The following is a 24283-nucleotide window of genomic DNA, read 5'->3' on the forward strand; positions in this document are numbered from 1 at the left end:
ACGCGAAGGATGACGCCATGAACGCCAAGATTCTTGTGCTGCTGATGCTGCCGCTTGCAGGTTGCTCCAGCACCTCCGAAACCCAGAACATGCCGGTGAATATTCTCACCGCCAGCCCGGCCAACGCTCAGGCAACCGATATGCCGAAGATCGAGCAGACCCTGCGTCCGCAGGATGTGCTCGATGTGATCTTCCATATCAGCACCAGCGGCTCGGACGCGTACCGCGTGCAGTCGGGTGACCAGATCGGCCTGAACTTCACCGCTGCCAGCCAACTCAACGGCAACCAGCTGGTGCTGCCCGACGGCACCATCGAACTGCCGGGCGCCAATACTTCAGTGAAAATCGCCGGGCTGACCAGCGATCAGGCGCGCGAGGAAATCCAGCGCGCCTATCAGCGCAAGCAACTGTTCCAGCCCAACCGCAATCAGTTGACCGTGCAGATCATCAGCCCGCTGACCAATGAGCAAAACCTGAAAAGCGCGCTGAATCACCCGGCCACCGGCATGAGCCGCGAAATCACCGTCGGCACTGACGGCTACGCGAGTTTCCCGGAAATCGGCGCCGTGCCGCTGCAAGGCATGACCGTCAATCAACTGGAAACCTTCCTCAACAAGAAGTACGCGCAACTGCCGGGCCGGATGACCGTCGATGTGCTGCTGAAATCCACCGCCGGCAACGAGATCTACGTGCTCGGCGAAGTCGGCCAGCCGGGCTCCTACCCGATACGCCGGCCGGTCTCGGTACTGGAAGCGCTGACCCTGGCCCGTGGCACCAACGTCAAGGCACGTCTGGATTCGGTAGTGATCATGCGCCGCAACGGCAATCAGGTGCAGGCGGTGCGTTACGACGTCGAGAAAGCGCTGTCCGGCGATGCTTCGCAGATCGCGTATCTGCAACCGGACGACATGCTCTACGTGCCGAAAACCAAACTGGCCAGCGCCGGCGAACTCGCCCGGCAACTGGCTGACGTGGTGCTGTTCCAGGGCGTCGGGTTCAGCTTCGGCTACCGCGTCGACAACAAAGACAGCAACAACAACTGACTCTCAGGTGACCGACATGAATCCAAAGGAAAACTACCTGCATGAGTTCTTCAGGATCTTCTTCGCCAACAAGCAACTGGTGAAACGGGTCTTCCTGATCTTTGCAGTCATCGCCCTGCTCTTGCCGCTGGTGCTCAAACAGAGCTTCGATATCACCGCGCAGGTCATCGTGCAGTCGAAAAAACTCTCTCAGGGTGACGCCACCACGTCGCTCACGGTGGACAACGCCACCTTCATTCCGCCATCGCTGGCGGACATGGAAACCGAGAGCAATATCCTCCGTTCGCCGGCGTTGATCCGCCAGACCATCAGCGAACTGCGCGACAAGGGTGAATACACACCTTCGCCGGGCATCTTCAGCAAACTGGTGGCCGAGCCGTTCAAGCGTTACGTCACTTCACCGCTGCGCCAGTACGTGATCAACCCGCTGCGCAATCTGCTCGGGCTCGAGACCGATCCGGTGCGCGACACCGCGCTCGACGCGCTGACCCAACAAGCCATCGACAGCCTGAAAATCGAGACCCTGCCCGGCTCCAACGTGATCTCGATCGTCTACAGCTTCCCCGATCCGCATCAGGGCACGACGTTTGTCTCGGCGCTGCTGCAGAACTATCTGTTCAGCCGTCAGGCCTTGCAGTCGATCGACTTGCCGCAGTCCTTCTACGAGAGCAAAAAACACCTGTATCAAGTGCGTCTCGATGGCCTGGAAGGCAATCGTCAAGCCTTGCTGGAAAGTGTCGGCTCGTCGGATCCGAAGGAAGAAATCACCTTCCGCCTCAACGCCATCAACACCGAAGAGCAAGCCCTGAACCTGTATCAGGATCGCCTGTTGCAGAGCCAGCGCTGGCTCGAATACCTGAAAACCGCACTGGCCGCCGCGAGCAATAACAAGCTCAATGACTACACCTTCCCCTACACCTTCACCACCACTGTCGACAACGTGGCGTTCGAAGATCGGGAAATCAAACAGATGGGCGAGCAACTGACCACCCAGGTCAGCCGCTACATGAATGACCTGGCGGTGTTCCAGCCTGGCAGCGAACCGATGCTGTTGACCCGCGAGCAGATTGCCCGCACCCGTGGCCAGTTCCTCAAAGTGGTGAGCAACCGCATCCAGGAACGCACCGCCGATCTGGCGGTGGTCAAGCAAGTGATCGAGCAGAAAACCGCGCGTATCGCCGAGTTCAAGAACCGCATCCACGAGTTGCAGCAAACGCAAAGCAAGCTGCGGCAGATGGACACCGAAATCGACGCACTGCACGCCGCGTTCTCGACCTACGCCCAGCGTTTCGCCGAAAGCAGCACCACCGGCGCGCTCAACGACGATCTGTCCAACGCCCGGGTGCTCAGCCCGCCGTTCGAACCGACCGAAGCGGCGTTCCCGAAACCGGGCCTGATCATTCCGTTCGGTTTGTTCACCGGGTTGTTGCTGGCGATTGCTCTGGTCTACGTGCGTGAGTTCTTCGATCACCGCTTCAAACACCCGGCGCAAATCAGCCACGAACTGGGCGTACCGGTGCTGTTGGTGATCAACGACCAGAACGCGCTGCCGAGCAATCCGCACAAGAACTGGACAGTGCCAAGCTTCCTGCACTGGGTGCGCAATTGAGCAGCGCATCCTCCCCGACTGCCGCGCTGCCGATCATTCATTTGCTCAGCAGCGGCGGCTTCTATGGGGCCGAGCGGATGTTGCTGGATCATTGTCTGGCGACGCCGGGACAGCATCAGGTGCTGTTCCTCGACGCGCCGCCAGAACTGATCGCGCGCTTTCGTGAGGCCGGGGTGGATTGTCGCGGCTGTGCCGGGCTGGGGGATTTGCTGCGGCACTTGCGTCAGCGTCGCGGTGAAAAGCCGCTGATCAATACGCACAATTTCAAAGGGCTGTTGTTCGGTTGGGTCGGGGCGACGCTGTTGCGCCTGCCGCTGGTCATCACTCAGCACGGTTTTACGCCGCGCAGCCGCAAGCAGAAGTTCTACACCTGGCTGAGCCTGCAACTGTGCCGCACGGCGTCGGTGGATCGCGTCGTCTGCGTCGCGGAAAGCATCGCCACGCTGCACCGTCAGGCCAGCGTGCGAGCAGAAAAATTGCAGGTAATTCCCAATGGTCTGCCGGCCGCTGCCGCGATGGTGCCGGACGCCGATCGGCAACGTTGGCTGGCCGGTTACGTCGGTCGCTTGAGCAGTGAGAAAGGCCCGGATCTGTTTCTCGATGCCCTGATCCCGCTGTGTCATCAGCATCCGCAACTGGATGCGGTGATGCTCGGCGATGGCCCGGAATGCGAGGCGTTGCAGGCGCGAATCGACAGCGCCGGTTTGCAGCAACGGATTCGTTTGCCGGGTTACCAGATCGCCATGCAACCGTGGTGGCAACAACTCGATGCGCTGGTGATCAGCTCGCGCACCGAAGGCACACCGATGATTTTGCTCGAAGCCATGCAGGCCGGGGTGCCGGTGGTGGCCTTCGCGGTCGGCGGGATTCCCGATGTGCTCGAACATCGGCACAACGGTTTACTTGCCACGCCCACCGACAGCGCCGCCCTCGCCCGCCAGCTCGACACGTTGCTGAGCGAGCCGAAACTGGCCCGGCAACTGCGCGACAACGCAAAACGCACGCAACAGGATCGCTACGACCTCAAGGCCCTGGCCGAACGCTGGTCGCAGCTGTACATCCGCACGGCACGGGAGACACGCGCATGATTTTCCCGCTCTCGATCGTCAGTTTGCTCGGCCTGGTCTGCATCGGTTTGCTGGCCAGCCCTTATCCGTTTCTGGCGCCGGGGGCGGTGCTGGGCCTGGTGGGTTTTGCGGTGTTGTACCGCAAGCCGACCTGGGGCCTGCTCGGCATTGCCGCACTGGTGCCGTTCGAGGGCTTTTTCAAGGACACGTCGTTCTCCGGCAGCAAGCTCATCGGTGCTTCGCTGGCGGTGATCCTGATGCTGCAACTGGCGCTGCACCAGATTCCGTCGGAGCGCCTGCGCAGCAATATCTGGCGCTACTTGATCTGGTTCATGGTGCTGTACTTCCTGAGCCTGCTCAACACCGATGACCTGGGCATGTCGCTCGGGCACCTTCGCGAGTTGAGTGTCGGGCTGATCCTGTTTGTCATCACCCTGCTGATCGGCCGCGAGCTGAACCTTGATCTGTTTGCCCGTCTGGTCACCCTCGCCGTCAGCACTACCTGCGCGATGGCGATGTTCTCGACCAAGTTCCAGGATCAGGGCCGTGCAGCGGGTTTGCTCGAAGACCCCAACGCGTTCGCCCTGCTGATCGCTTTTGCTGTGCCGATGGGGCTGTTGCTGGTGATCCGCAGCCCGAACCTGCTGCACCGCTTGTTCTGGGGCGGTTGCTGCCTGCTGCTGTTGGGCGGCATGACCAAAACCGAATCGCGCTCGGGTCTGGTGGTATTGGCCTTGAGCCTGCTGATCGGCTGCTGGCACTACCGCACGCAACTGACCCGTATTCGGCCACGGCATCTGGGTTTCGCCATGCTCGGCGCGGCCATCGTGATTCCATTGGCGATTTACGCAATGCCCGCCGGGTATCTCGCGCGCATTCAGTCGCTGAGTGTGTTGAGCGCCGGCGCCAAGGGTCACAACGACGAATCCCTCGGCCGCCGCGCCTCGTACATCGTCGTCGGCAGTCAGATGATCCGCGAGAACCCGCTGCTCGGCTCCGGCCCCGGCACCTTCCCGCTGCATTACGCGACCACCGGTTACGCCAAGGCATTCTCGGCCAACCGCAAGATCGGCGACCTGTATCGCCGGGCGCACAACACCTATCTGGAAATCTTCAGTGAGCTGGGCGTGCCTGCCGGGTTGTTGTTCGTCGGCATGCTCGGCCTCGGTCTGTACAACCTGATTCGCGCACGGGCGGCGTGGATGTTGCGCGGCAATTCGTATCAGACAGATCTGATGACCCACCTCGGTGTGAGTTTTCTGTCGCTGACGCTGTTCCTGATGTTTCTCAGCGCGCCGAACCAGAAGTACGTGTGGATCATGCTCGCGCTGACCAGCGTCCTGCGCCTGAAAGCCGAGCAGGCACCACGGACCACGGAGGCCACAGCATGAGCCGGATCAGCATCGTTATTCCGATGTTCAATGAGGCGCGGCACATTGGCCGCACCTTGCTCGCTGCGCAGAAAGCCGCGCATGCGGCCAATGTCGAGTGTGAGCTGATCGTGGTCGATAATGGCTCCTCCGATCAGGGCCCGCACATTGCCCGCCAGTTCGGCGCGCAGGTGCTGATATTGCCGGGATTGCTGATCGGCGCCCTGCGCAATCGCGGCACAGCCATCGCCACCGGTGAATGGCTGGCGTTCATCGATGCCGACATTGAAATGCCGGAGAACTGGCTCAAGCCGCTGTTCGACATTGAGGCGAGCGGTCAGGCCGATGTCTTCGGCCTTGATCTGCACACCCCCGCCGAAGCGCCGTGGTACGCCACCGCCTGGCAACGCCGCACCACACGCGTGTCGTCGCAGGCGTCCCACGTTGTTGACTGGCTGCCCAGTGCCAACCTGCTGATGCGTCGGCGCTGGTTCGACAAGGTCGGTGGTTTCAACGAGAGCCTGCGCACCGGCGAGGACAAGGAATTCACCCTGCGCCTGCATGAACAGGGCGCGCGGCTGCTGTCGATCAACGATAACATCGCCCTGCACTGGGGTTACGAAATGAACTGGCGCGAGTGGATGGGCAAGGAGTTGTGGCGTCAGGGCAGCCATCTGCAACTGCTGCGCACCCACGGTTTCAGCCTGCGTTTGCTGCGTTTCCCGATGCTGTCGCTGTTGGTGTGGTTGCTGGACTTTCTGGCGATCTCGGCGCTGCTCGATGGCTTTCCCCATCACGCGATCGTCATGGTCACGCTGACATTGATACCGGGGCTCGTCCTCAGCCTGCGCCAAAGTGCCAAACATCGGGACATCGGCTTGACCCTGCAACTGTGGGGCCTGCACTGGGTGCGTCTGCACCTGGCCGGCGCCGCGTTCATACTGAGTCTGTGTCATTGGAACGCCAGGAGGCCTGCCCGTGGCTGAATTCATTTTCTGGATGTGCCTGTTGCTGCCGGTCTACGCCTATATTGGCTACCCGCTGCTGCTGACGATTCTGGCGCCGCTGTTCCCGGCCTGGCGTCACACACCGGCACCGCCATTGAACGTCAGCATCGTGATTGCCGCGCACAACGAGGCACGGCACATCGAACACAAGTTGCGTACGTTGCTGGCCCAGGATTATCAGCCGGCCTCGCTGCAGATCATTCTCGCCAGTGACGGTTCGACCGACGACACCGTGGCCTGCGCGCACAAAGTCGTTGACCCGCGTATCACCGTGCTCGACCTGCCGCGCCAGGGCAAAGCCGCAACGCTGAATGCCGGCGTCGCCTTGAGTACCGGCGACATTCTGGTGTTCACCGACGCCGACAACCAATGGTCGCGCGAGACCCTCGGTTACCTGCTGGCGCCGTTGAATGATCCCAACGTCGGTGGTTGTGCCGGGCACATGGTCATCCCCGTGACTGGCGCTGGCTTGAGCGTCGGCGACAGCCTCTATCGGCATTACGAAGGCTGGTTGCGCCGGGTCGAGAACCGCACCGGCTGCATGGTCTCCGCCGACGGCGCCCTGCTCGCCTTGCGCCGCGAGTTGTTCCAGAACGTGCCGGCCGAGGTCAACGACGATTTCTTTATCAGCACCTGCGCACCGGTCGCGCACAAACGCATCGTCTATGTGCCTGAGGCGCAGGTGATCGACCACGGCGTCGATGAGGCGGACAAGCAATTCCGCCGCCGTCAGCGCGTCACCGTCGGTGGTTTGCAAAGCCTCGCGCAGCGCCGCGAGCTGCTCAATCCGCTGAAATATGGTCTGTACTCGATTGCCCTGATCAGCCACAAACTGATCCGCCGCCTGGCGCCGATCCTGTTGTTGCCGCTGTTGCTGAGCAACTTCTGGCTGTGGGACGACCACGGTTTCTATCGCCTGGCCCTGATCGCACAACTGTTCGGCTACGCCATCGCGATTGCCGGCCTGCTGGATTCGCAACACCGCTTGCCCAAGCCCTTCCGCCTCGCCGCGTTTCTGCTGGTCACCCTCGCCGGGATGAGTCTCGGTCTGTGGCAGTTCCTGCGCGGTCAGCGGTATGCCCAGTGGAATCCTGAACAGAACCGTTAAGAGGACCGAAGCCATGGCGATCAAACAATTACTCAAACGCACCAGTGGCTGGCTCTATCTCAACTCTTCCGTGGGCCGCAACCAGTTGCAGGGCGCCGGGGTGATTCTGATGCTGCACCGGGTGCTGGCCAACGACCGCGCCGCCGACCTGCCGCATCGCAACGAACTGTGCGTCGGGCCGAAAGCCTTCGAGCATCTGCTGGTGTGGCTGCGCAAGCATTTCGATTGCGTGCCGCTGATGGAAATCCTTCAGCCCAATTCGCTGCGCACCGAGCGCCCACGGGTGGCACTGACCTTCGATGATGGCTGGCGCGACAACGCGGTCAACGCCTTCCCGCTGCTGCAAAAACATCAGGTGCCGGCGAGCATTTTCCTCTCCACCGATTTCATCGGCAGCCGTCAGCGCTTCTGGTGGGAAAGCCTCGGCGAAACCCTGTGGGGCAGCCACGGCGACAAGGCGCGGATGCATTTGATCGAATGCCTGCACACGCTGCATCACCCGTTGCCGGTGCTGCTCGATGACATCGACGTCGACCGTCGCAGCCTGGCGCTCCTGCATTACCTGCAAAGTCTGAAGTCGATTGATCCGCAGGAGCTGGAACGGCTGACCGATGAATGCCCGCAAGAGTCGCAACCGCAGGCGCTGGACTGGCATCAGGTGCGCGCGCTGGAGGCTTCCGGGCTGGTGCGTTTCGGCCCGCACGGCGCCAGTCACGCGATTCTCACCGGCCTCGACGATGTGCGCCTGAGCGAAGAAATCAGCCGCAGCCGCGATGCCCTGCACAACGGCTGCAACCGGCCGCTGCCGGTGTATTGCTACCCCAATGGCGACAACGATGAACGCGTGCGCGCGCAGATTGCCAATCACGACTTTCCGTTTGCGCTGGGCACCGGCACCGGCATTTATCGTGGCGAAGGCGACCCGCTGAACCTGCCGCGCTTCGGCGTCAGCCAGCGCACCGCACGCAATCCGGAATTGCTGTCGTGGCGGATTTTTCGCGGGGCGCGGCCATGAGCCGAGGCAACTACCTCAAGCATCTGGCGCTGAGCATGGGCACCAAACTGGCGATGATCGCCCTGCGTTTGCTGCGCAATGTGCTGCTGGCGCGGATTCTCGGACCAAGTGAACGTGGCTTGTTTGCCTTGCTCAGCACGCTGCCGGACCTGATCAGCGCCGCCACCAGTGGCGGGCTGAATTCGGCGGTCGGTTATCAGGCAGCCAAGCAGCGGCCGATGGGGTTGTTGCTCAGTCAGGTGTTGGTGTTCGGCTGTTTGCTGGCGGCGCTGTTAACCTTGCTGGTGGTGGCGCTGGTGCGTGAGTTCGGCACTGAGCTGGATGTGACGGTACAACTCGGCTTGCTCGCCTGGCTGTTGTTGCTGGCGGTGCCGCTGACGGTACTGAAAAGCGGCTTGCTGACGTTGCACAACGCCTCCGGTGGCGTGGTCGCGTTCAATGCCTTGCGTCTGGTCGAGTCGCTGGCGCCGCTGTTGCTGTTTCTTGCGCTGTTCTGGATGTGGAAAAGCGCCGCCCTCGAAGCGGCGCTGATCAGTTGGCTGGCCGGCATCAGTCTGGTGGTGCTGGTCGGTTGGGTCTGGCTCAAACGCGCGCAACCGTTGCAACTGCAATGGGACCGCGCCAGCCAGAAAGAACTGCTGCGCTACAGCGCGCGCAGCCATCCCGATCTGCTGTTCCAGCAAGTGATTCTGCGCTCGGATTATCTGTTCATTGGCGCCCTGCTCGGCAGCACCGCCCTCGGTCATTACGCCATGGCCAGCGCGGCCGCCGAACTGCTGCTGATCGTCCCGGAAGCGGTGACCACACCGCTGATGAAACGCCTGCTGCAACAGGATGAAGGCATGGACAAGGTTACCCCGCTGGCGCTGCGCCTGACCGCGACGGTGATGCTCGGCGCCTGTCTGACCATGGCGGTGATTGGCGAGTGGCTGATCGTCACCTTGTTCGGTGCAGCGTACCAACCTGCATATCCAGCGCTGCTCGCCTTGCTGCCGGGGCTGCTGGGCCTGTGCTACGCGAGCATTCTGCGTCTGGATCTGCTGGGCAAGAATCGTCCCGGCACTGTGTCGTTGCTGATGGGTTTGGGCGCTCTGCTTAATCTGGCTTTGAACCTGGTGATGATTCCGGCTTACGGCATCGTCGGTGCAGCGGCCGCTTCGTCGATTGCCTATCTGGCCGTCACCGTGGCGATGCTGGTGTTGTACTGCCGTTTGAGCGGCGTGCCGTTCTGGCAAACGTTGATCATTCTCCCTCGCGACGTCACGCCGATGTGGCTGATGCTGCAACGGCGGAAAACCGCATGAAAGGCCTGGCCCTGCTGCTCGGTCTCGGCCTGTCGCTGGACGCCGTTGCCGCGTCGATGCGTTGGGGCGAGATCCGTGACGGCAGCCTGTACCTGCAAGCGGATCGCCCGGACACGGTAACGGTGCGCTGGACCCCGGCGTGGCAGGCCGAGGCCAATGAAGAGCATCTGTATCTGCTCGATGGTCAGGGCAAACTGGCGGCTGATCGGTTCATCAAGGCCAGCGAAGTACGGGGCACTCAGAGCTGGCCATTGCTGCCCGGGGCGGCGAGTTATCGGCTGGAGATTCCCGGCTACAGCTTTCGTAATTACCGCGTCGAACACGACGAGCGCACGGTCGCGTTGTTCGCCCCGGCGAAAGTGCATTTCAGCGCCGACACGCACAATGGCGACGAGTTGTATTTCAAAGTCGCACCGGGTGAACACGCAGTGCTGGCGGGCAAGTTTCATGGTGGCGTCAGCGGCTTGCAGGCGCAGCGCGTCGGCGATGATCAACAACTGACCTTGGCGCTGAAACCCTATCGCGCCTATTGGCAGTTCGATCAGGTCGCCCTGCCGGTCAGCGAACGCGAACAGGTCTGGCGCCTGCGTTTGCAGGGCAGCGGCAAAGCGGCGTTCTGGCTCGATGGCACGGCCAATCTGTTTGCGCAGACTGCGCAGCAACTCAAACCGTTGCGTGAAGACGCTGGGCAAACTCGTTTGACCCTGCACGACAAACTCCTTGGGCGCACGCCGGATCTGGGCATCGCCCTGCCCTACGTGATGCCGCCACCGGCCAGTCATGCCGCGCTGGATGCGCTGAAACCGACGGCGGCGAGTTACTACAGCTTTGTCGATGTGACGGCGAAGAATCCGCAGTTCGAAGATGCGTTCCGCCGGGTGTATCAGGAGCGCTTCGGCATCAGGCAGGACATCACGCTATTGGCCGGCAGTCAGCGTCAGGCCGATCTGCGCGCCGATGTGCAAAGCAACAGCGGCCTCGATGCGTGGCTGACCAGCACGCGTACGCTGGGCGGCAAAGGCACGCACTACATCGGTTTTGCCGATGAGCCGAACCTCAACTATTCGAGCTACGCGCAGTATCAAGCGATTTTCGCCAGCATGGCGCGGCAGGTGCGCAGCGATCCGGCGAATGCCAAGGCTGGCGTGCGCATCGCCATGCCGGCCAGTTCGCGGCTGGTCAACGGGCCTTTCGCCAACAACGCGGCAGACAAGCGCGGGATTGATTGGGCGCGGCGTTTGCTCAGCGAATCCGCTGATCAGGTCGACGCGCTGGCGTGGCACGAATGGATGATCCGCGATTTGCTCGCCACGCGTGTTTATCGCGACAGCGTGCGCCGCGCCGCCGAACTGGTTGGCCTCGACAGCCAGGGTCAGCCGCGCAAAGCCTTGCTGCTCGACCAGACCAACATGTCCAGCGGCTCCAGCCTTAGCCCCTACGATCAGGACACCCACTACGCTGCTCTGTGGTGGGCGTCGGTGGTGATCAACGCTTCGCAGGACGGCTTGTTGAGCATGCTCAACTGGTTCCAGGCCGCCGATGAGCCGCAGTATCCCAAGGGCATGTTGCGGGTCTTGGGCGGCGATCGTTTCGAGCTGAAACCGGTCGGTCTGGCCCAGCAGTTCATTGCCCAGCACTGGCTGCATCGGGTGTTGTGGCTGGAGAACGATTCTTTTGAAGTCGATGTGCTGGCGATGGCCGGCGACGATCAGCGTGGTTTGCTCGGCGTCAACAAAGGCACGCGCCTGCAACGGGTCGATTTGAGCGGCGCCAAGTGCCCGCTGAACAACGGCGCCCTGCGCTACTTCGGCGCTGACAATCGCAGTCGCGACGCGCCATTTACCTGCCAGGACGGGCGTGTGCGTTTCGAGTTGCCGGGGCAAACCCTGTTCGCCCTCGGCTGGAACGCTTCATGAACCGTCCGTTGATGTTCAGCCGCGCGGGTTTCTGGCCGCGCGATGCCTCGTCATCAGGAGCCAAGACCATGAACATGTTGAGCAAACTGACTGAAAATCTGCGGCAGAAAGGACTCACTGCCACCGTCAAGAAAGCGTGGAAACACTACATCTTTTCCCATCAGGAACTGCTGTGGATGGAGCGCGATCTGGTCAGCCCGGTGCCGCCGCACAGCCTCAAACCGTACCCGCCGTTGCGGGTGGTGAAAATTACGCCAGACAACGCCAGCGCCTTCGCCCGTTACTTCGGCGACCGCGTCGGCACCATGGCCGAACTGGCCAACGAGGGTCACACCGGGCACATGCACCTGGACGATCAGGGTGATGCCGTGGCGTTTATCTGGGGCAGTTCGCGGGACTATTTCGACCGCCATTACTACGGCTGCATGTTTCCGGTGAAACCCGGCGAGTTCTTCGAATTCGGTGGTGAACTGACCCGCGCCTACTGGGGCAGCGAGTTGTCGGTGGATCTGCAACTGGAGCTGTGGAAAGCCATGGCCGCGCAAGGTTGCGACAAGGTTGTCGACGTCTGCGAGTTCCACAACATCCCCGCGCTCAAGCTGCACCTGCGCATGGGCTATACCGAGCAAAACCGCATCATGAATGTCTACACCCTGTTCGGTCGCTGGCGCTTCTACCGCGAAAGTCGCTACAGCGGCTCGCGTCTGGATGCGCTGCGCAAACCGTCCCGTCCACCCGTAACAGCCACGGCGGCCTGAGCCTATGGTGATGCGATTCGAATGGCGCACATCAATGTGCGCTGCCGATTTCCCGGAAGCAGCGTATGAAGCGCTGCGCCTGCGGGTGACGGATCACACGCCGTTCAACCACCTCGGTTGGTTGTGCGCGGCCGAGCAGGCCCTTGGCGCGGATGAGCGTTTGCACATTCTGCTGGGGTGGGAAGCGGACGAATTGCGTCTGTGCCTGCCACTGGTGGCGAGTCGCGAGCGCTTTGCCGGCGTGCCGTTTCGCGTGCTGCATCACTTGGGTTATCCGCTGGCCGATCGCTTGGCGCTGCTGTCTTTGCTTGGCAGCGAAGACATGCGTCAGGCGCTGAACGTGATTCGCCAACGGCTGCCCCACGCACTGCTGCAACTCAATGAATTGTCCGAACCTGCCGGTGAGGAGAGTGCGCTGACCGAGTGGATGGCGCGCAGCTCCACCGGTGAGCGACGCCTGAGTTGTCGGGTGCCGGTGCACCTGATCACTGAGGCCGATCTTCAGGAAGTCTCCGGCGACCCGCGTTACAAGCTGCGCCGGGCGCGCAAACGGATTGCCGCATGCGGGGCCGAGGTGCGGCGAATCATTCCCGATGCGCTGAGCATGGGCCCATTGCTGCAAACCATCAGCGAAGTCGAAGCGGTGAGCTGGAAAGGTGACGAAGGCGTGGGGATTTTTGCCAGCGAGCGCAGCCGCCAGTTGATCGAGCGCGCCTTTATTGCCCTCGCCGGCCAAGGTTTGGTGCGGGTGGTGACACTGGAACTGAACGGCCGTTGCATCAGCTATCGCCTCGGCCTGCTGGAGCAGGGTCGGCTCTACGATTACAACCTCGCCTTCCTGCCGCAATACGCCGATCTGGGCAGCGGCCGGGTGTTGCTGGAGGAATGGATTCGCTGGGGGCTGGACGAACATTGGCGCTGGATCGATGCCTCGCGGGTCAGCCTGGAAAACTCCAGCCATCAACTGCACGAGCGCATGACCGGACAACTGGAGCACTGGCGCTGGAGTTTTTATTCCTGGCGGCCGAGTGGCCTGGTTCTTGGCCTGGGTTTGCGTCTGTGGCATCGGCTCAAACCGCACGTACAAACGTGGCGGGCACGCCGTGCGGAACCAGCCAAACCTGCACTGAAACCTGTCGCGATCACCACGGAGGGCGAACATGCCTCGCCAAGTCATAGTCAACGCTGACGATTTCGGCCTCAGCCCGAACGAAAACGCAGTGATCTTCGCCGCGTTTCAGGCCGGGGTCATCAGTTCTGCCACCGCCATGGCCAACATGCCGGCGTTTGAAGCCGCGTGTGCCATGGCGCGGCATCCGACCTTGCAGGGCCGGGTCGGGCTGCATTTCAACCTGACTTACGGACGCCCGCTGAGTCAGGCAATTGTGGCCCGGCGCACCTTCTGCGATGACTTCGGCGTGTTCGACCTCAGCCTGCCACGCCACAGCTTCTGGCTGGGCCGCGAGGATCGTGACGCGGTGCGCGAAGAGTTGCAGGCGCAGTGGCAGCGTTGCGTCGATCACGGTGTACGTCCCAGCCACATCGATTCGCATCAGCACGTGCACAACATCTGGCCGATCGGCGAGATCGTCGCGCGGTTTGCCGCGCATCAAGGGGTGCCGATTCGGCTGGCGCGCAACCTGGGGCAAAACCTCAATTTGCCCAAGCGCGTGTTCAAGGGTTTGCTCAACTGGCGTTTGCAGAGCTTGGCCGGTATCACCGCTGATTATGTGTGCACGCCAATCGACTTGCGCAACGACAGCGCGCCGACCGACGGCGTGCTGGAAGTCGTCGCGCACCCTACGCAACTCGGCGCTGATTTTGGTGATGCCTATCTCAACCCCGAGCAATCCCTGAGCCGCGTTTTAGAGCTGCGGCTGGCGGGTATTCCACGGGTTTCCTACACCGATCTGAACAAGGAATTTCTACGCGGTGCTACAGCACTCGATTGAGTTACATACCTTGCAATACTTTCCAAGATGGCACTTTGAAATGAATTGGCAAGGGTGATCTATACCCTCAAAAGCACCATCCACAACACCCGGGCTACGGCCACGGAGGGCATCATGAGCGTCATCGAAAAACTACAAGAACGCATCCGGCAAAAAGGCCTCGGCCGCACGTTTGGCACGTTGTGGAAACGCTACGTGTTCTTCCATTGGGAACTCTTGTGGATGGAGCGCGACCTGGTCAGCCCGGTGCCGCCGCACAAATTGCGTCCCTACGACGGGCTGCGCAAAGTCGATATCACGCCGGAAAATGCCATCGCGTTTACCAAGCATTTTGGTGATCGTGTCGAGACCATGGCGGAGCTGGCGGCCGAGGGTCACACCGGGCACATGTACCTCGATAAGGATGACCACGCCGTTGCATTTATCTGGGGCAGCATTCGTGACTATCACGACCGGCACTATTACGGCTGCACCTTCCCGGTCAAACCCGGTGAATTCTTTGAGTTTGGCGGCGAGATGACCCGCGCGTATTTCGGCAGCAGCCTGTCGGTGGACGTGCAGGTGGCGCTGTGGGAGGCAATGGCGGCGCAGGGTTGCGACAAGGTGGTGGATGTTTGCGAGACTCACAATATTCCGGCGCTGAAGCTGCATCTGCGCATGGGTTACCACGAGCAGGGCCGAGTGATGCACGTTTACTGCCTGTTCGGTCGCTGGAAGTTTTTCCGCGAAACGCGGTATGAGGGTTCACGACTGGAACCGCTGCGCAAACCGGGGCGGCCGGTGGTGAGTGCGGCGGCGCAGGCTTGATTCAACTCTGAAAGGTTGTGGCGGTCATGAGGCCGCCTTCGCGAGCAAGCTCGCTCCCACACTGGATCTGCGTCATGCACACATTCAACGTGGGAGCGAGCTTGCTCGCGAAGGGGCCAGTAAGGCAATGAACATTCAGACCTTGCTGGCGACCAAGGTAAAACACATCGGCATCTGCGCCTCTCGATTCAAATACTGGTCATACACCTCTTCCCGGTTCGAATGCGCATATTCCTTGAAGTGCGCAATGTTCAGCCCCGCCGCAATGGCAGCGCTGAAGATGGCGCCAAGGTTATGCACAAACCAGTACGACTTCGCCGCCTGCTGCTCAACCTTGCCGACATAGACAATCGGCTCTTCCTGCACAAACGGCTCGGCACGAAAGTACGAACTGGCGAGCCGGTACGGATCTTCAGCGTCGGGATCGACCATTTCCAGAAACGGGTGGGTTTCGTAGATCACCAGTTTGCCGCCCGGTTTCAGGGTCGAGGCGACGTGGCGGAAAAACTCGCCGATGTCCGGCATCCAGTTCAAAACACCAATGGTGATCAGCGCCACATCGAAGCGATTGTGCAAGGACGCTGGCAAATGATGGATATCGCTTTCGATGAACTCGGCGTTGTGCGGTGAACGCTTGTTCAGCTCGCGGGCCTGCTCAAGAAACGCCGCCGACTGGTCGACACCGACCACGCTTCTGGCACCGAGCGCAAACAGCGACAGACTCTCCCGGCCATTGTTGCAGCCCAGTTGAATCACCTCTTTGCCGTCGACCTCCAGCAACCCGCTCAACGTCTCATCAAGGCAAGAGAAATCCGCCTGCGCGACCTCGCCGAGCAACGCCTGCCAGTCAGGCGACTCCTGATGATGGCGGGCGGAATCGTTCCACGCCTGTCGATTGCTCTCGATGGCGGTTTTATTGTTGGGCACTTCCATGGCGCACTCCGGACGATGCTCGTGATTGAGCGGATCCGAGTCTAGATCAGCCCGGTAATTGCGGTTGTTGCAAACTTGTAAGCCAACCCTCGTGGCAGCTCCTACAAATGAGGAAGTTATTGCCTACAAATATCAACGATATTTCAAGGCTTGATGGACGACTTGGCTGACTGCGCAGAAGTATCCACTTGGATACAGTCAAGCAATGGATTATCTTATTCAACAAACAGCAGCCTTCCAGGCTTGGCACCGTTCTGTTCGAGACCTGCGGGCAAAAGTAGCCATCGCACGTCGCATTGATCGGGCCTCAACAGGAAATCTCGGCGATGTTAAATCGGTGGGTGATGGCGTATCGGAAATGCGCGTAGATGTGGGTGCGGGCTTTCGGGTTTATTTCACGGTGCGTAACGGTGCAATCATCGTTCTATTGGCTGGAGGCGATAAGTCCTCACAGAGCGCAGACATCCGACGCGCACAAAAAATGGCTAAGGAGGTTTAACCATGAGCCAGACTTTGACAAATTTCGACATGGCAGCACTGCTGGACAGTGACGAAGCCATCAGCGAATACCTGTCTCAGGTACTCGCAGACGGGGATAACGAAGAGTTTCTTCGTGCAATCGGCTATGTGCTCAAGGCGCGTGGAATGACGCAGATAGCCAAAACGTCAGGCATGGGTCGCGAGAGTCTTTACAAGGCGTTCGCACCGGGTGCAAAACCGCGTTTCGACACGGTTTTGAAAGTCATCCATGCCCTTGGCATTGATCTTTGTGTACAACCGGGGCACGTGATCAATCACCCGGTTGCTTGAATGCAGGGCAGCTATAGTTAATAGCCTTGGGGAAAACCGCACTCGCAGGTGCCGCCATGCATATGCTCGCTCGGCTGTTGTTGACTGGCTGTCTGCTTGCTGCCACTCAGGCGCAAGCGCTGGACAGCAATTTCAATTATTACGGGCCCAACCAGCCCTTCGCCCACCCTGCCCCGTATTCACTGAGTTCCACGCCGCCCAAGCCTTACGACGATACCGCGCCACAGGATTTTCTGGTGATCCCGGGTGATCACGAGTTCTACGATTCGCAATTGCCAACCGTTGCGGATGCGACGGTACGGGTGTTTATCCGCACGTACGATGCCGAGCGCGGGATTTATGTGAATGACGAGGTGCTGGATCCGGGTTGTTTGCTGGAGTGTTTGAGTCGGCAGCAGCATTGATTCTGACGACCAAGTATTAACCAGACACCACAAAACCCTGTGGGAGCGAGCTTGCTCGCTCCCACAGGGGGGGGTGTATCGACGTGGACATCTGCATTTTTACCACTGGCGTTTATCCGGCCGGGCCAGGCCGAGTTTTTCGATGCGGTAGCGCAGCATGTCGCGGCTCAGGCCGAGCAGGCGCGCGGATTTGGTGACGTTCCAGTCGGTCTTGTCGAGCATCTTGCGCACCATGTCGCGCTCGACTTCCGGCAGGTTCATCGATTCAGTGTTGCTCGCCGGACGCGGTTCGTAGTGCATCGGTGCTTCATGAATATGCAGCGGCGGCTCGTCGACCAGGCTCATGCACACGTTGAGCTGATGCGCGGCGATGGTGTCGCTCGGCGCCAGCAACACAGTCTGCTCAAGCATGTTGCGCAGTTCGCGCACATTGCCCGGCCAGGTGTAACTGAGCAGCAGCTCTTCGGCCTGCTGGCTGAAATGCAGATTCGGTTTGCCATAGCGCTTGCCGTGACTGGCGAGGAAGTGCCGCGCCAACAGCAAAATATCCTCGCCACGCGCATACAACCGCGGCACTTTGATCGAAATGATCCGCAAGCGGAAAAACAGATCACGACGGAATTTGCCCTGCTGCACCATCTGCTCCAGGTTGCAATTGGTCGCGCTGATCACCCGCAGATTGACCTTGCGCTCCTTCACCGAACCAACCCGGCGAATGGTGCGATCCTCCAGCAACTTCAAAATCTTCGCCTGCAACAGCAAATCCATCTCGCCAATTTCATCGAGAAACAGCGTGCCGCCATCCGCCGCTTCCACCAGTCCGACCCGGCGATCCTTGGCGTCAGTGAACGCGCCTTTCTCATGACCGAACAGCTCCGACTCGACCAGATTCGACGGGATCGATGCGCAGTTGAATTCAATGAACGGCCCCTTGCTGCGCGGGCCGTCGAAGTGCAACGCCCGGGCCACCAACTCTTTGCCGGTGCCGGTCTCGCCTTCCACAAGAACCGGTGGCAGATCGGTGTTGGCCATGCGCCGCTCGGCGTCGAGCAACTGACCGATGGTATTTTTCAGGTACTGCATCGGTGCCGAATCGCCGATCAGCGCCTGCACCCCGGATTTCTGCGCCTCGCGTTCCTGATAGAACGACAGCGTGCGCTCCATCCGTTCGGTGGCCAGCGCCTTGTCGAGCAGCAGTTTGAGTTCCTGCAGCGCGACCGGTTTGGTCACGTAATGAAAGGCGCCCTCCTTCATCGCCACCACGGCGTCTTCGACGTTGCCGTAGCCGGTCATCATGATCACTTTCAGATCCGGCGCGCTGATGCGCAGCTTCTGGATCAGGTCGTGGCCACTCATGCCCGGCAGCGAGTTGTCGGTCAGCACGATGTCAGGCATGAAGCTGCCCAATTGCTCCAGCGCGTCTTCAGCCGAATGGCAGACCGTCACCTCGAAGTCCTTGCGCTCCAGGTAGGTCTGAATATTTTCGGCCAGCAGTTCGTCATCCTCGACCAGCAGAATGCTGTGTTCCATATTCCCCTCCCGATGCCACTTTGAAGTTGAGACTGACGCGGGTTCCTTCCTGCTCTTTGCTGGTCAAGACGACCGAGCCCTGAAAACGCTCCATGATTCGTTTGACCAACGCCAGGCCAACCCCGAGGCCGCCCTGTTTGGTGGTGAAAAACGGTTTGAACACCAACAGTTGCTGCTGCGCGCTCATGCCCTTGCCGGTATCGCTCACGGTCAGGCGCACGCTGTCGGGCTGCGGCGATTCGAATTCGACGCTGAGCACACCGCCCTTGGGCATGGCTTCCAGGGCATTGGCAAACAGGCTATTGAGGATTTGCGTGAGCAGCACCTTTTGACTGACGACCGGCGCGCAGTTTTGTGCGGTGAAGCGCACTTCGACGTTACTGCGTTTGATCAACGCGTCGAACGCGCCAAGGGTGTCCTCGACCGCCATGACCAGATCGACCGCCTCACCGTCGTCATTCATCGGCCGTAGCGAAACGAGCAATTCGCGGACCCAGCGCGACATCCGATCGACCTGGCTGATGATGTCGCCGATGTTGCGCTGTGCGCCGGGGCTGGCCACTTCCTGGGCCAGTTCGGCGCTGGAGCGAATGGTTGCCAAGGGATTGCGCAGGCTGTGCGCGACCGCCGAGGACATCTCGCCGAGGGCGACAAAAGTTTCGTTGCTTATCAGTTGTTGCTGTTGGCTTTGCAGCAGTTTTGCCGCGCGGCGGACGATCCAGAACAAGGCGAGGAAGATCGCCGCGCCACCAAAAAACGTCGCCGCCCAGATCGAGGCAAATCCACGATCGATGCGGTCGACCAGATCCGAGGGTTCCTTGTAGATCTCGACCATGGCGATGACTTTGCTTTCGTCGGCGTTGAACATCGGAATGTAGTTCTCGATGAACAGGTATTTCGGTTCGCGCAGTAATTGCTGCTCGGGTTTCTCATCGTCGATTTTGTGGTAGCTGGAGGACACCGGCACCTTCATCTCGAACGACTCGTCGAGCTCGTCGTCATCCTCGAATTTGACCCCGATCAGTTCCGGGTTAGTCGACCAGATCACCGTGCGATCCAGCGCATACACCGTGGCCAGGAGAATGTCCGGCAAGTGCTCGACGTGGTCGAGAAACTCGGCGCGGGCCGCCGCATGGGCGCCCGGATCGACATCGGGAAAGTTGTTGTCCTGGCGCGGGTCAAGCATTTCGCCCATGGTTCGCGCCGGGGTGATACCGGCATGGCGTATTTCCGCCGCGCCGATGGCCTGAACAAATTGCGCGGTCAGCAACGCATCGCGCTCAACGCTTTCGGTGACGACGAAACGCGTCGAGATGTAACCCAGCCCCACCGCCACGGCGGCAATGATGAAAAAGCTCGCGAGCGAGAACCAGCGCAGCAGATTGAACTGTTCGCGCCAGCTCTTGCCCATTGCCGCCGGCGTGTCCGGCGCAGATGTTTTTTGTGCTTCCAGTCGCTGCATGGGAGTGCCCTGGAGTTTTTGTATCGGGCCAGTTACAGCCATCAGTGTAGGTGGCTCTGACCGCGACACACGGTTCAATGATGCTATTTCGCCGCTACCGCATCTGGCTCACCGTCGCGGCTGGATCGCCCGGTTTTACTGGCGTCAAAGCGCCGTCGGCCAAGGCTTTGGCGGACGGGTGTTGACGCTCGGTTTCATCGTTGAGGAAGTCGATGATCGACTGCGCGGACTGCTCGTCGAGGCGCAGGTTAGGCATCGGAATTCGCTCGAACTGTTCGTACAGTTGCAGGGCAATCGGGTCTTTTTCCGCGAGCAGGCGATCCGGTTCGCGGATCCAGCGATTGAGCCATTTGTTGTCACGTTTGCGGGTCACGCCGATCAGGTCCGGGCCGATGCTGCGCATGCCGATGCCCTGACCGTCCTGCGGGCCGAGGCTATGGCACGAGGCGCAGCGGGTGCGGAACAGTTCTTCGCCATTGCTCGGCGGACGAATGTCCGGGGCGTTGGCGTAGCTTTCCTCGATGCTTGGCTGCTTCCAGTTCTGCAAGGTGTTGGCCAGTTGATCGGCGAGGATCCACGGGTTCTCGAACGGCGAGGCTTTCATCCAGCGCCCGGTGGTCTGGTTGCCGACGATCAGGCTGAGGTTGTGATCCTTGTTGCGGCCGTTGTCGACGCCCTCGATGAACAGCCCGAGTTTCTTGCGCAGGTCGGTGACGTCCTCGAATTCGCCGGTGAGAAACTTCCAGCCGGGGCCGACCTTGAAGCGCTGCGAATAGGCCTTGAGCACTTCGGGGGTGTCGCTGAGCGGGTCGATGCTGATCGAGTAGAAGAAGATGTCCTGCCCAACCCGATCGCCGAGCAGTTTCTGCACCTGACGCAAGCGTGCGGTTTCCAGTGGGCAGGAGTCGCTGCACGAGGTGAAGATGAAGTTGATCACCACCACTTTGTCTTTGATCAGGTCATCGAAGAAATGCACCTGCCGACCGTCCTGATCGGTCAGCAGGGTATTGGGGAAATAGTCGCCACCCCACGGGGTGGCGGATTCACTGGACGCTGGCGGCTCACCGACGCTGGCCTGGTGTGCCAGCAGCACGCGGCTGGCGAGCACACAGACCACCAGCATCAGCACCAGGTGCATGCCCAGCGCCCGGGAGCGCGGGGTATGCACGGGTTGGCTGTCACCGTGGCGGCGGTTCATGGCTTGACCACCACTTGTGGGCCCATGCCGTCACCGTTGCGGAAGGTCGGCAGCGCGGCGGAGTTGACGTAGCGCACCCCGTCCCAGCTTGGCAGTGGGGTTGGCATCAGTTGCAGTTGCCCGGGCTTCTCAAGGTCCCAGCGCAGCAGCATCGAGTTGTCCTCATGCTGAGTGTTGTGGCAGTGCTCCATGTAGGTTCCGGCGAACTCGCGGAAGTTGATCGCCATTTCCACGCTGTCCAGGCCATCCGCTTCCGAGCCGATGCGATAGACGTCTTTGCGCGCCCATTTTTCCCACTCTGGCGGTGCCTTGCCGCCGCGACTGAGGATGATGCCTTCCTCGAAGTGCACATGCACCGGATGGCTCCAGCCCTTGCCGCCGGCCTTGATGTTCCACACTTCCAGGGTGCCGAAGCCAGTAACACCGGCGTCGGTCGGGCCGCTGGACAACTGGGTAGAGGCGTTCAGCCGACGCGGGTCCATGTGGAAGCCGAAACCGCCATCGGTCTTGACCGTCCACGGCGCTTCATCGGTGCCGTCGGAACGGCCGAAGGTGAAGGTGCGGTGGCGGGCCTTGGCCAGCACGGCTTTATCGGCGGCGTTGTCGCGATGGAGCTTCAGCGGAATCATCACCAGCCCTTCAGCCTTGCCGGGTTTCGCCGGTTCGTAGGCTGCCGGGTTCATCGCCAGATCCTGACCGGTATAGGCTTTGACGTTGAGCTGCAAGACCTTGCCCACCGCTGGATCGCCCTTGTCCCACTGCGGGCCTTTGCTGGTCTGCTTGATCACCGCCAGGTATTTCTCCGACAGGATATCGCCCAATGGAATGACTTCTTTGGGTCCCTTGCCGTCGTCGTGGGCCTGCAGGTTGACGAAGAACAGCTTGTCGCCAGGCTTGATGCCGTTTTTCGAGAAGTTGACGATGATGTCGAAGCGCTCGGCGATGCCCTGGGTCGGCAGGATCGCGTTGTGGTTCTGTTTATCGCCATCGGCGTCCAGATCCATCGAGCCGTCGAACGGCACGCTGTGTTCCATGATGTTGCCGTCGTTGGCGATCATGTGGAACGGCACGCGGCTGTACGTCAGGCCGGAATTTTTCGGCCCCTGGAACTCGCCGCCGCTGCCTTTGATTTCGCGCACTAAAGCCAGTTTGAAGTAGCGCGACACCGAGCCGTTGAGGATGCGGAAGCGATAACTGCGTGCGCGCACGTCCAGCGTCGGTTTCCACTGCCAGTTGACCAGGACCTGGTCACCGAGGAAGCCGTCGGTGTTGAACGGGTTGAACCACAACTGACCTTCCTGATCCCAGGCCTTGTCGGCGAACACCAGGTTGACGTCGTAGTCGCGGTTGCCCCACGGCAAGGCGCTGCCGCTGGGCAAGCGCAGGTTGACGCCGTCGTTCACCGACTCGTTACCGCGATCCAGGGCGCTGTAGTAGTTCATCATCGCCGCGTTGCCCTTGTAGACGTTCTGCGCGGTGAAATCGAGCATGTGGTCGTGGAACCAGTGGGTGCTCATGGTTTCGCGCCAGTCGCCACGAATCTTGATGGTGCCGTTGTCGCAGGTCTTCTTCGCGGGGGCCAGATCGTTGACCCACAGGGTTTCGCCCGGTGCGCACGGGAACGCCGCGCGCGGGTCTTCGGCCTTGGTGTTGATGCTGTCGTAACCGGCGAGCTGGATCGGCCAGCGATAGTCGTAGAACTGGCCGGGGAAGAAAAATGCGTTGGCATAGCCGTCGCTTTCCGCCGGCGCGTGACCGTTGTGCTCATGGGTGCTGATGGTGTGCAGGCCAAAACCACGGTTGGCCGATGGGTCGATCGGCAAGCCGTTGTAGTGACGCATCATCACCGGTTGGCCGTAGCGCACCATCAACAGTTTCGGCGGCAGCGTGCCGTCGAAGGTCCACACCGCGTTGTGGTTCTGCACCGGCATGTTCGGGTGGAAACGCGGATCGACGCCTTTCGCAGTACCGTCAGTCAGCGGCACACCCGCGACGTTGTGGTACAGGCCACCGGGGCCGAACTCGCCCACGGCGTAATGGTGCATTTGCACGTTGTCACGCAAGCCACCATTGAGGCGCGCACCGGTTTGCGCGGTTTTGTAGGCGACTTGCGGGTAGAACTCGTTCCAGCGCTGGTGCGCCCAGCCTTTTCCTGGCGGCCGACCTTCAGCGGAGGAGCCGATGTGCCGGTTGAGGAACACTTCGATCTGCGCCTGCCACGGGTTGCGGTCGACCACGTTAGAGAATTGGCTGGGGAATGGCGTCAGTCCCGGTTGTCGCAGGAATGCATCCAGGGCGGTGCCGGGTGGTGCGCTGCGGGCGACATTATTCGGGTCCTGCGCGGGGGCCGGGCCAATCGCCGCCGGCGGAAATGGCAGTGGCGCGGCCGGGGTGGTCGGGTCGAGTTTTTCCGGGCCAAACTCTTCGAACAGGGTCAACTGCTGGGTGAACGGCTGCGCGCCATAGAGCGGGCTCGGCTTGCCGTTGGTGGGGTAGTTGAAACTGGTCTGCACGGACGGTGGCAGGACGTTTTCGATACGCGTTTCAGCGCGGTTGCCTTTGACGCCGTCGGGCAAGTCGAAGGAATCTTCGTTGGCCTCGGGCAGGGTCAGAATGGCGTTGAGCGCCGTCGGTTCGTCTGCCGGCTCGTCGTAGTACGCCGACGGATCGGAGGTTTCAGGCTGTCGCTCGTCATCGATCGGGCTGGCGCGAACGCCGGCCATGGTGCCGAGGGTCAACATCAGAAAGACGCTCAGGGGCGTCAGCAGAAAGGTGTTACTTGGGTTACGCGTTGTTCTGTCCATCACCAGCCGCCTCATCAAGGAAGGGGTGATGGTGTTTTGCAACTAGTGCGCCAAGAAATTATTTCCAGTTGTAACAGGGACTTGCAAGGTCTGTGGGCTTCCCCACTCCCCGGTGACCGGGGCTTGACACCCACTGATGGGGGAAGTTCATAAATTTTTGCGGCGTTTATAAACTTGCGTACCAAC

Annotated in this window: 21 protein-coding genes; 16 read left to right on the plus strand and 5 right to left on the minus strand. The window is 60.8% G+C overall.

Annotated features, from left to right (window positions below; translation table 11 throughout):
- The first annotated feature begins 17 nt into the window (after positions 1-17).
- The 13 genes from WA225_RS20260 to WA225_RS20320 all read left to right on the plus strand — a co-directional run bounded on the left by WA225_RS20260 (position 18) and on the right by WA225_RS20320 (position 14956).
- A complete protein-coding gene (locus WA225_RS20260; RefSeq protein ID WP_422609308.1) occupies positions 18-1043 on the plus strand; it encodes a polysaccharide biosynthesis/export family protein in 1026 nt (341 codons plus the stop codon).
- A gap of 16 nt (positions 1044-1059) precedes the next feature.
- Positions 1060-2652: a GumC family protein gene (locus tag WA225_RS20265; RefSeq protein ID WP_422609309.1), complete on the plus strand. Its 1593-nt coding sequence runs from the start codon at positions 1060-1062 to the stop codon at positions 2650-2652.
- Complete coding sequence (locus WA225_RS20270; RefSeq protein WP_422609310.1) at positions 2649-3740, plus strand: glycosyltransferase family 4 protein; 1092 nt, start codon at positions 2649-2651, stop codon at positions 3738-3740. The genes WA225_RS20265 and WA225_RS20270 overlap by 4 nt, the downstream gene beginning before the upstream one ends.
- Positions 3737-5110 (plus strand): O-antigen ligase family protein, encoded by a 1374-nt coding sequence (locus WA225_RS20275; RefSeq protein ID WP_422609311.1) that lies wholly within the window; start codon positions 3737-3739, stop codon positions 5108-5110. The genes WA225_RS20270 and WA225_RS20275 overlap by 4 nt, the downstream gene beginning before the upstream one ends.
- On the plus strand, positions 5107-6075 hold the full coding sequence (locus WA225_RS20280; RefSeq protein ID WP_422609312.1) for a glycosyltransferase: 969 nt from the start codon (positions 5107-5109) through the stop codon (positions 6073-6075). Before WA225_RS20275 ends, WA225_RS20280 begins: the two co-directional genes overlap by 4 nt.
- The gene (locus tag WA225_RS20285; RefSeq protein ID WP_422609313.1) at positions 6068-7204 is read left to right on the plus strand and encodes a glycosyltransferase; all 1137 of its coding nucleotides are present in this window, start codon (positions 6068-6070) and stop codon (positions 7202-7204) included. Before WA225_RS20280 ends, WA225_RS20285 begins: the two co-directional genes overlap by 8 nt.
- A gap of 13 nt (positions 7205-7217) precedes the next feature.
- On the plus strand, positions 7218-8219 hold the full coding sequence (locus tag WA225_RS20290) for a polysaccharide deacetylase family protein (protein WP_422609314.1): 1002 nt from the start codon (positions 7218-7220) through the stop codon (positions 8217-8219).
- Positions 8216-9523, plus strand: coding sequence for a lipopolysaccharide biosynthesis protein (locus WA225_RS20295; RefSeq protein WP_116031413.1), 1308 nt, complete (start codon positions 8216-8218; stop codon positions 9521-9523). Before WA225_RS20290 ends, WA225_RS20295 begins: the two co-directional genes overlap by 4 nt.
- Entirely contained in the window at positions 9520-11439 is a 1920-nt protein-coding gene (locus tag WA225_RS20300) for a hypothetical protein (RefSeq protein ID WP_422609315.1), read from the plus strand. The genes WA225_RS20295 and WA225_RS20300 overlap by 4 nt, the downstream gene beginning before the upstream one ends.
- 68 nt (positions 11440-11507) lie before the next feature.
- The gene (locus WA225_RS20305) at positions 11508-12197 is read left to right on the plus strand and encodes an N-acetyltransferase (protein ID WP_422609331.1); all 690 of its coding nucleotides are present in this window, start codon (positions 11508-11510) and stop codon (positions 12195-12197) included.
- A gap of 4 nt (positions 12198-12201) precedes the next feature.
- Entirely contained in the window at positions 12202-13386 is a 1185-nt protein-coding gene (locus WA225_RS20310) for a GNAT family N-acetyltransferase (RefSeq protein ID WP_422609316.1), read from the plus strand.
- A complete protein-coding gene (locus WA225_RS20315; protein ID WP_422609317.1) occupies positions 13358-14149 on the plus strand; it encodes a ChbG/HpnK family deacetylase in 792 nt (263 codons plus the stop codon). The genes WA225_RS20310 and WA225_RS20315 overlap by 29 nt, the downstream gene beginning before the upstream one ends.
- Positions 14150-14263: 114 nt before the next feature.
- Positions 14264-14956, plus strand: a complete 693-nt coding sequence (locus WA225_RS20320) for a GNAT family N-acetyltransferase (RefSeq protein ID WP_422609318.1) — start codon at positions 14264-14266, stop codon at positions 14954-14956.
- Positions 14957-15091: 135 nt separating this feature from the next.
- On the opposite strand, the gene WA225_RS20325 is transcribed toward WA225_RS20320, so the two are convergent.
- Complete coding sequence (locus WA225_RS20325; protein WP_422609319.1) at positions 15092-15889, minus strand: class I SAM-dependent methyltransferase; 798 nt, start codon at positions 15887-15889, stop codon at positions 15092-15094.
- A gap of 205 nt (positions 15890-16094) precedes the next feature.
- Here WA225_RS20325 and WA225_RS20330 point away from each other — a divergent pair, with 205 nt between their 5' ends.
- Genes WA225_RS20330 through WA225_RS20340 form a run of 3 tightly spaced genes read left to right on the plus strand, consistent with a single transcriptional unit; the run spans position 16095 to position 17103 of the window.
- A complete protein-coding gene (locus WA225_RS20330; RefSeq protein WP_422609320.1) occupies positions 16095-16388 on the plus strand; it encodes a type II toxin-antitoxin system RelE/ParE family toxin in 294 nt (97 codons plus the stop codon).
- Positions 16389-16390: 2 nt separating this feature from the next.
- Complete coding sequence (locus WA225_RS20335) at positions 16391-16699, plus strand: addiction module antidote protein (RefSeq protein WP_422609321.1); 309 nt, start codon at positions 16391-16393, stop codon at positions 16697-16699.
- A gap of 56 nt (positions 16700-16755) precedes the next feature.
- Positions 16756-17103 (plus strand): hypothetical protein, encoded by a 348-nt coding sequence (locus tag WA225_RS20340; RefSeq protein WP_242208702.1) that lies wholly within the window; start codon positions 16756-16758, stop codon positions 17101-17103.
- Between the two features lie 99 nt (positions 17104-17202).
- Here the strand turns inward: WA225_RS20340 and WA225_RS20345 are convergent, their stop codons facing one another.
- The 4 genes from WA225_RS20345 to WA225_RS20360 all read right to left on the minus strand — a co-directional run bounded on the left by WA225_RS20345 (position 17203) and on the right by WA225_RS20360 (position 24097).
- Positions 17203-18633, minus strand: a complete 1431-nt coding sequence (locus WA225_RS20345; protein ID WP_141128649.1) for a sigma-54-dependent transcriptional regulator — start codon at positions 18631-18633, stop codon at positions 17203-17205.
- Positions 18602-20095, minus strand: a complete 1494-nt coding sequence (locus WA225_RS20350; protein WP_422609322.1) for a sensor histidine kinase — start codon at positions 20093-20095, stop codon at positions 18602-18604. Before WA225_RS20350 ends, WA225_RS20345 begins: the two co-directional genes overlap by 32 nt.
- 94 nt (positions 20096-20189) lie before the next feature.
- Positions 20190-21293 (minus strand): SCO family protein, encoded by a 1104-nt coding sequence (locus WA225_RS20355; RefSeq protein WP_422609323.1) that lies wholly within the window; start codon positions 21291-21293, stop codon positions 20190-20192.
- Positions 21290-24097: a multicopper oxidase domain-containing protein gene (locus WA225_RS20360; RefSeq protein ID WP_422609324.1), complete on the minus strand. Its 2808-nt coding sequence runs from the start codon at positions 24095-24097 to the stop codon at positions 21290-21292. The genes WA225_RS20355 and WA225_RS20360 overlap by 4 nt, the downstream gene beginning before the upstream one ends.
- Between the last annotated feature and the right edge of the window lie 186 nt (positions 24098-24283).

This window comes from Pseudomonas sp., from assembly GCF_049300855.1.
Classification (GTDB): domain Bacteria; phylum Pseudomonadota; class Gammaproteobacteria; order Pseudomonadales; family Pseudomonadaceae; genus Aquipseudomonas.

What these genes read in the sequence shown, in the direction of transcription:
- WA225_RS20325 (WP_422609319.1), bottom strand. Translation starts at nt 15,889, where the DNA reads ATGGAAGTGCCCAACAATAAAACCGCCATCGAGAGCAATCGACAGGCG.
- WA225_RS20340 (WP_242208702.1), top strand. Translation starts at nt 16,756, where the DNA reads ATGCATATGCTCGCTCGGCTGTTGTTGACTGGCTGTCTGCTTGCTGCC.
- WA225_RS20355 (WP_422609323.1), bottom strand. Translation starts at nt 21,293, where the DNA reads ATGAACCGCCGCCACGGTGACAGCCAACCCGTGCATACCCCGCGCTCC.
- WA225_RS20320 (WP_422609318.1), top strand. Translation starts at nt 14,264, where the DNA reads ATGAGCGTCATCGAAAAACTACAAGAACGCATCCGGCAAAAAGGCCTC.
- WA225_RS20305 (WP_422609331.1), top strand. Translation starts at nt 11,508, where the DNA reads ATGAACATGTTGAGCAAACTGACTGAAAATCTGCGGCAGAAAGGACTC.
- WA225_RS20280 (WP_422609312.1), top strand. Translation starts at nt 5,107, where the DNA reads ATGAGCCGGATCAGCATCGTTATTCCGATGTTCAATGAGGCGCGGCAC.
- WA225_RS20310 (WP_422609316.1), top strand. Translation starts at nt 12,202, where the DNA reads ATGGTGATGCGATTCGAATGGCGCACATCAATGTGCGCTGCCGATTTC.
- WA225_RS20275 (WP_422609311.1), top strand. Translation starts at nt 3,737, where the DNA reads ATGATTTTCCCGCTCTCGATCGTCAGTTTGCTCGGCCTGGTCTGCATC.
- WA225_RS20260 (WP_422609308.1), top strand. Translation starts at nt 18, where the DNA reads ATGAACGCCAAGATTCTTGTGCTGCTGATGCTGCCGCTTGCAGGTTGC.
- WA225_RS20290 (WP_422609314.1), top strand. Translation starts at nt 7,218, where the DNA reads ATGGCGATCAAACAATTACTCAAACGCACCAGTGGCTGGCTCTATCTC.
- WA225_RS20300 (WP_422609315.1), top strand. Translation starts at nt 9,520, where the DNA reads ATGAAAGGCCTGGCCCTGCTGCTCGGTCTCGGCCTGTCGCTGGACGCC.
- WA225_RS20315 (WP_422609317.1), top strand. Translation starts at nt 13,358, where the DNA reads ATGCCTCGCCAAGTCATAGTCAACGCTGACGATTTCGGCCTCAGCCCG.
- WA225_RS20350 (WP_422609322.1), bottom strand. Translation starts at nt 20,095, where the DNA reads ATGCAGCGACTGGAAGCACAAAAAACATCTGCGCCGGACACGCCGGCG.
- WA225_RS20265 (WP_422609309.1), top strand. Translation starts at nt 1,060, where the DNA reads ATGAATCCAAAGGAAAACTACCTGCATGAGTTCTTCAGGATCTTCTTC.
- WA225_RS20335 (WP_422609321.1), top strand. Translation starts at nt 16,391, where the DNA reads ATGAGCCAGACTTTGACAAATTTCGACATGGCAGCACTGCTGGACAGT.
- WA225_RS20360 (WP_422609324.1), bottom strand. Translation starts at nt 24,097, where the DNA reads ATGGACAGAACAACGCGTAACCCAAGTAACACCTTTCTGCTGACGCCC.
- WA225_RS20345 (WP_141128649.1), bottom strand. Translation starts at nt 18,633, where the DNA reads ATGGAACACAGCATTCTGCTGGTCGAGGATGACGAACTGCTGGCCGAA.
- WA225_RS20295 (WP_116031413.1), top strand. Translation starts at nt 8,216, where the DNA reads ATGAGCCGAGGCAACTACCTCAAGCATCTGGCGCTGAGCATGGGCACC.
- WA225_RS20330 (WP_422609320.1), top strand. Translation starts at nt 16,095, where the DNA reads ATGGATTATCTTATTCAACAAACAGCAGCCTTCCAGGCTTGGCACCGT.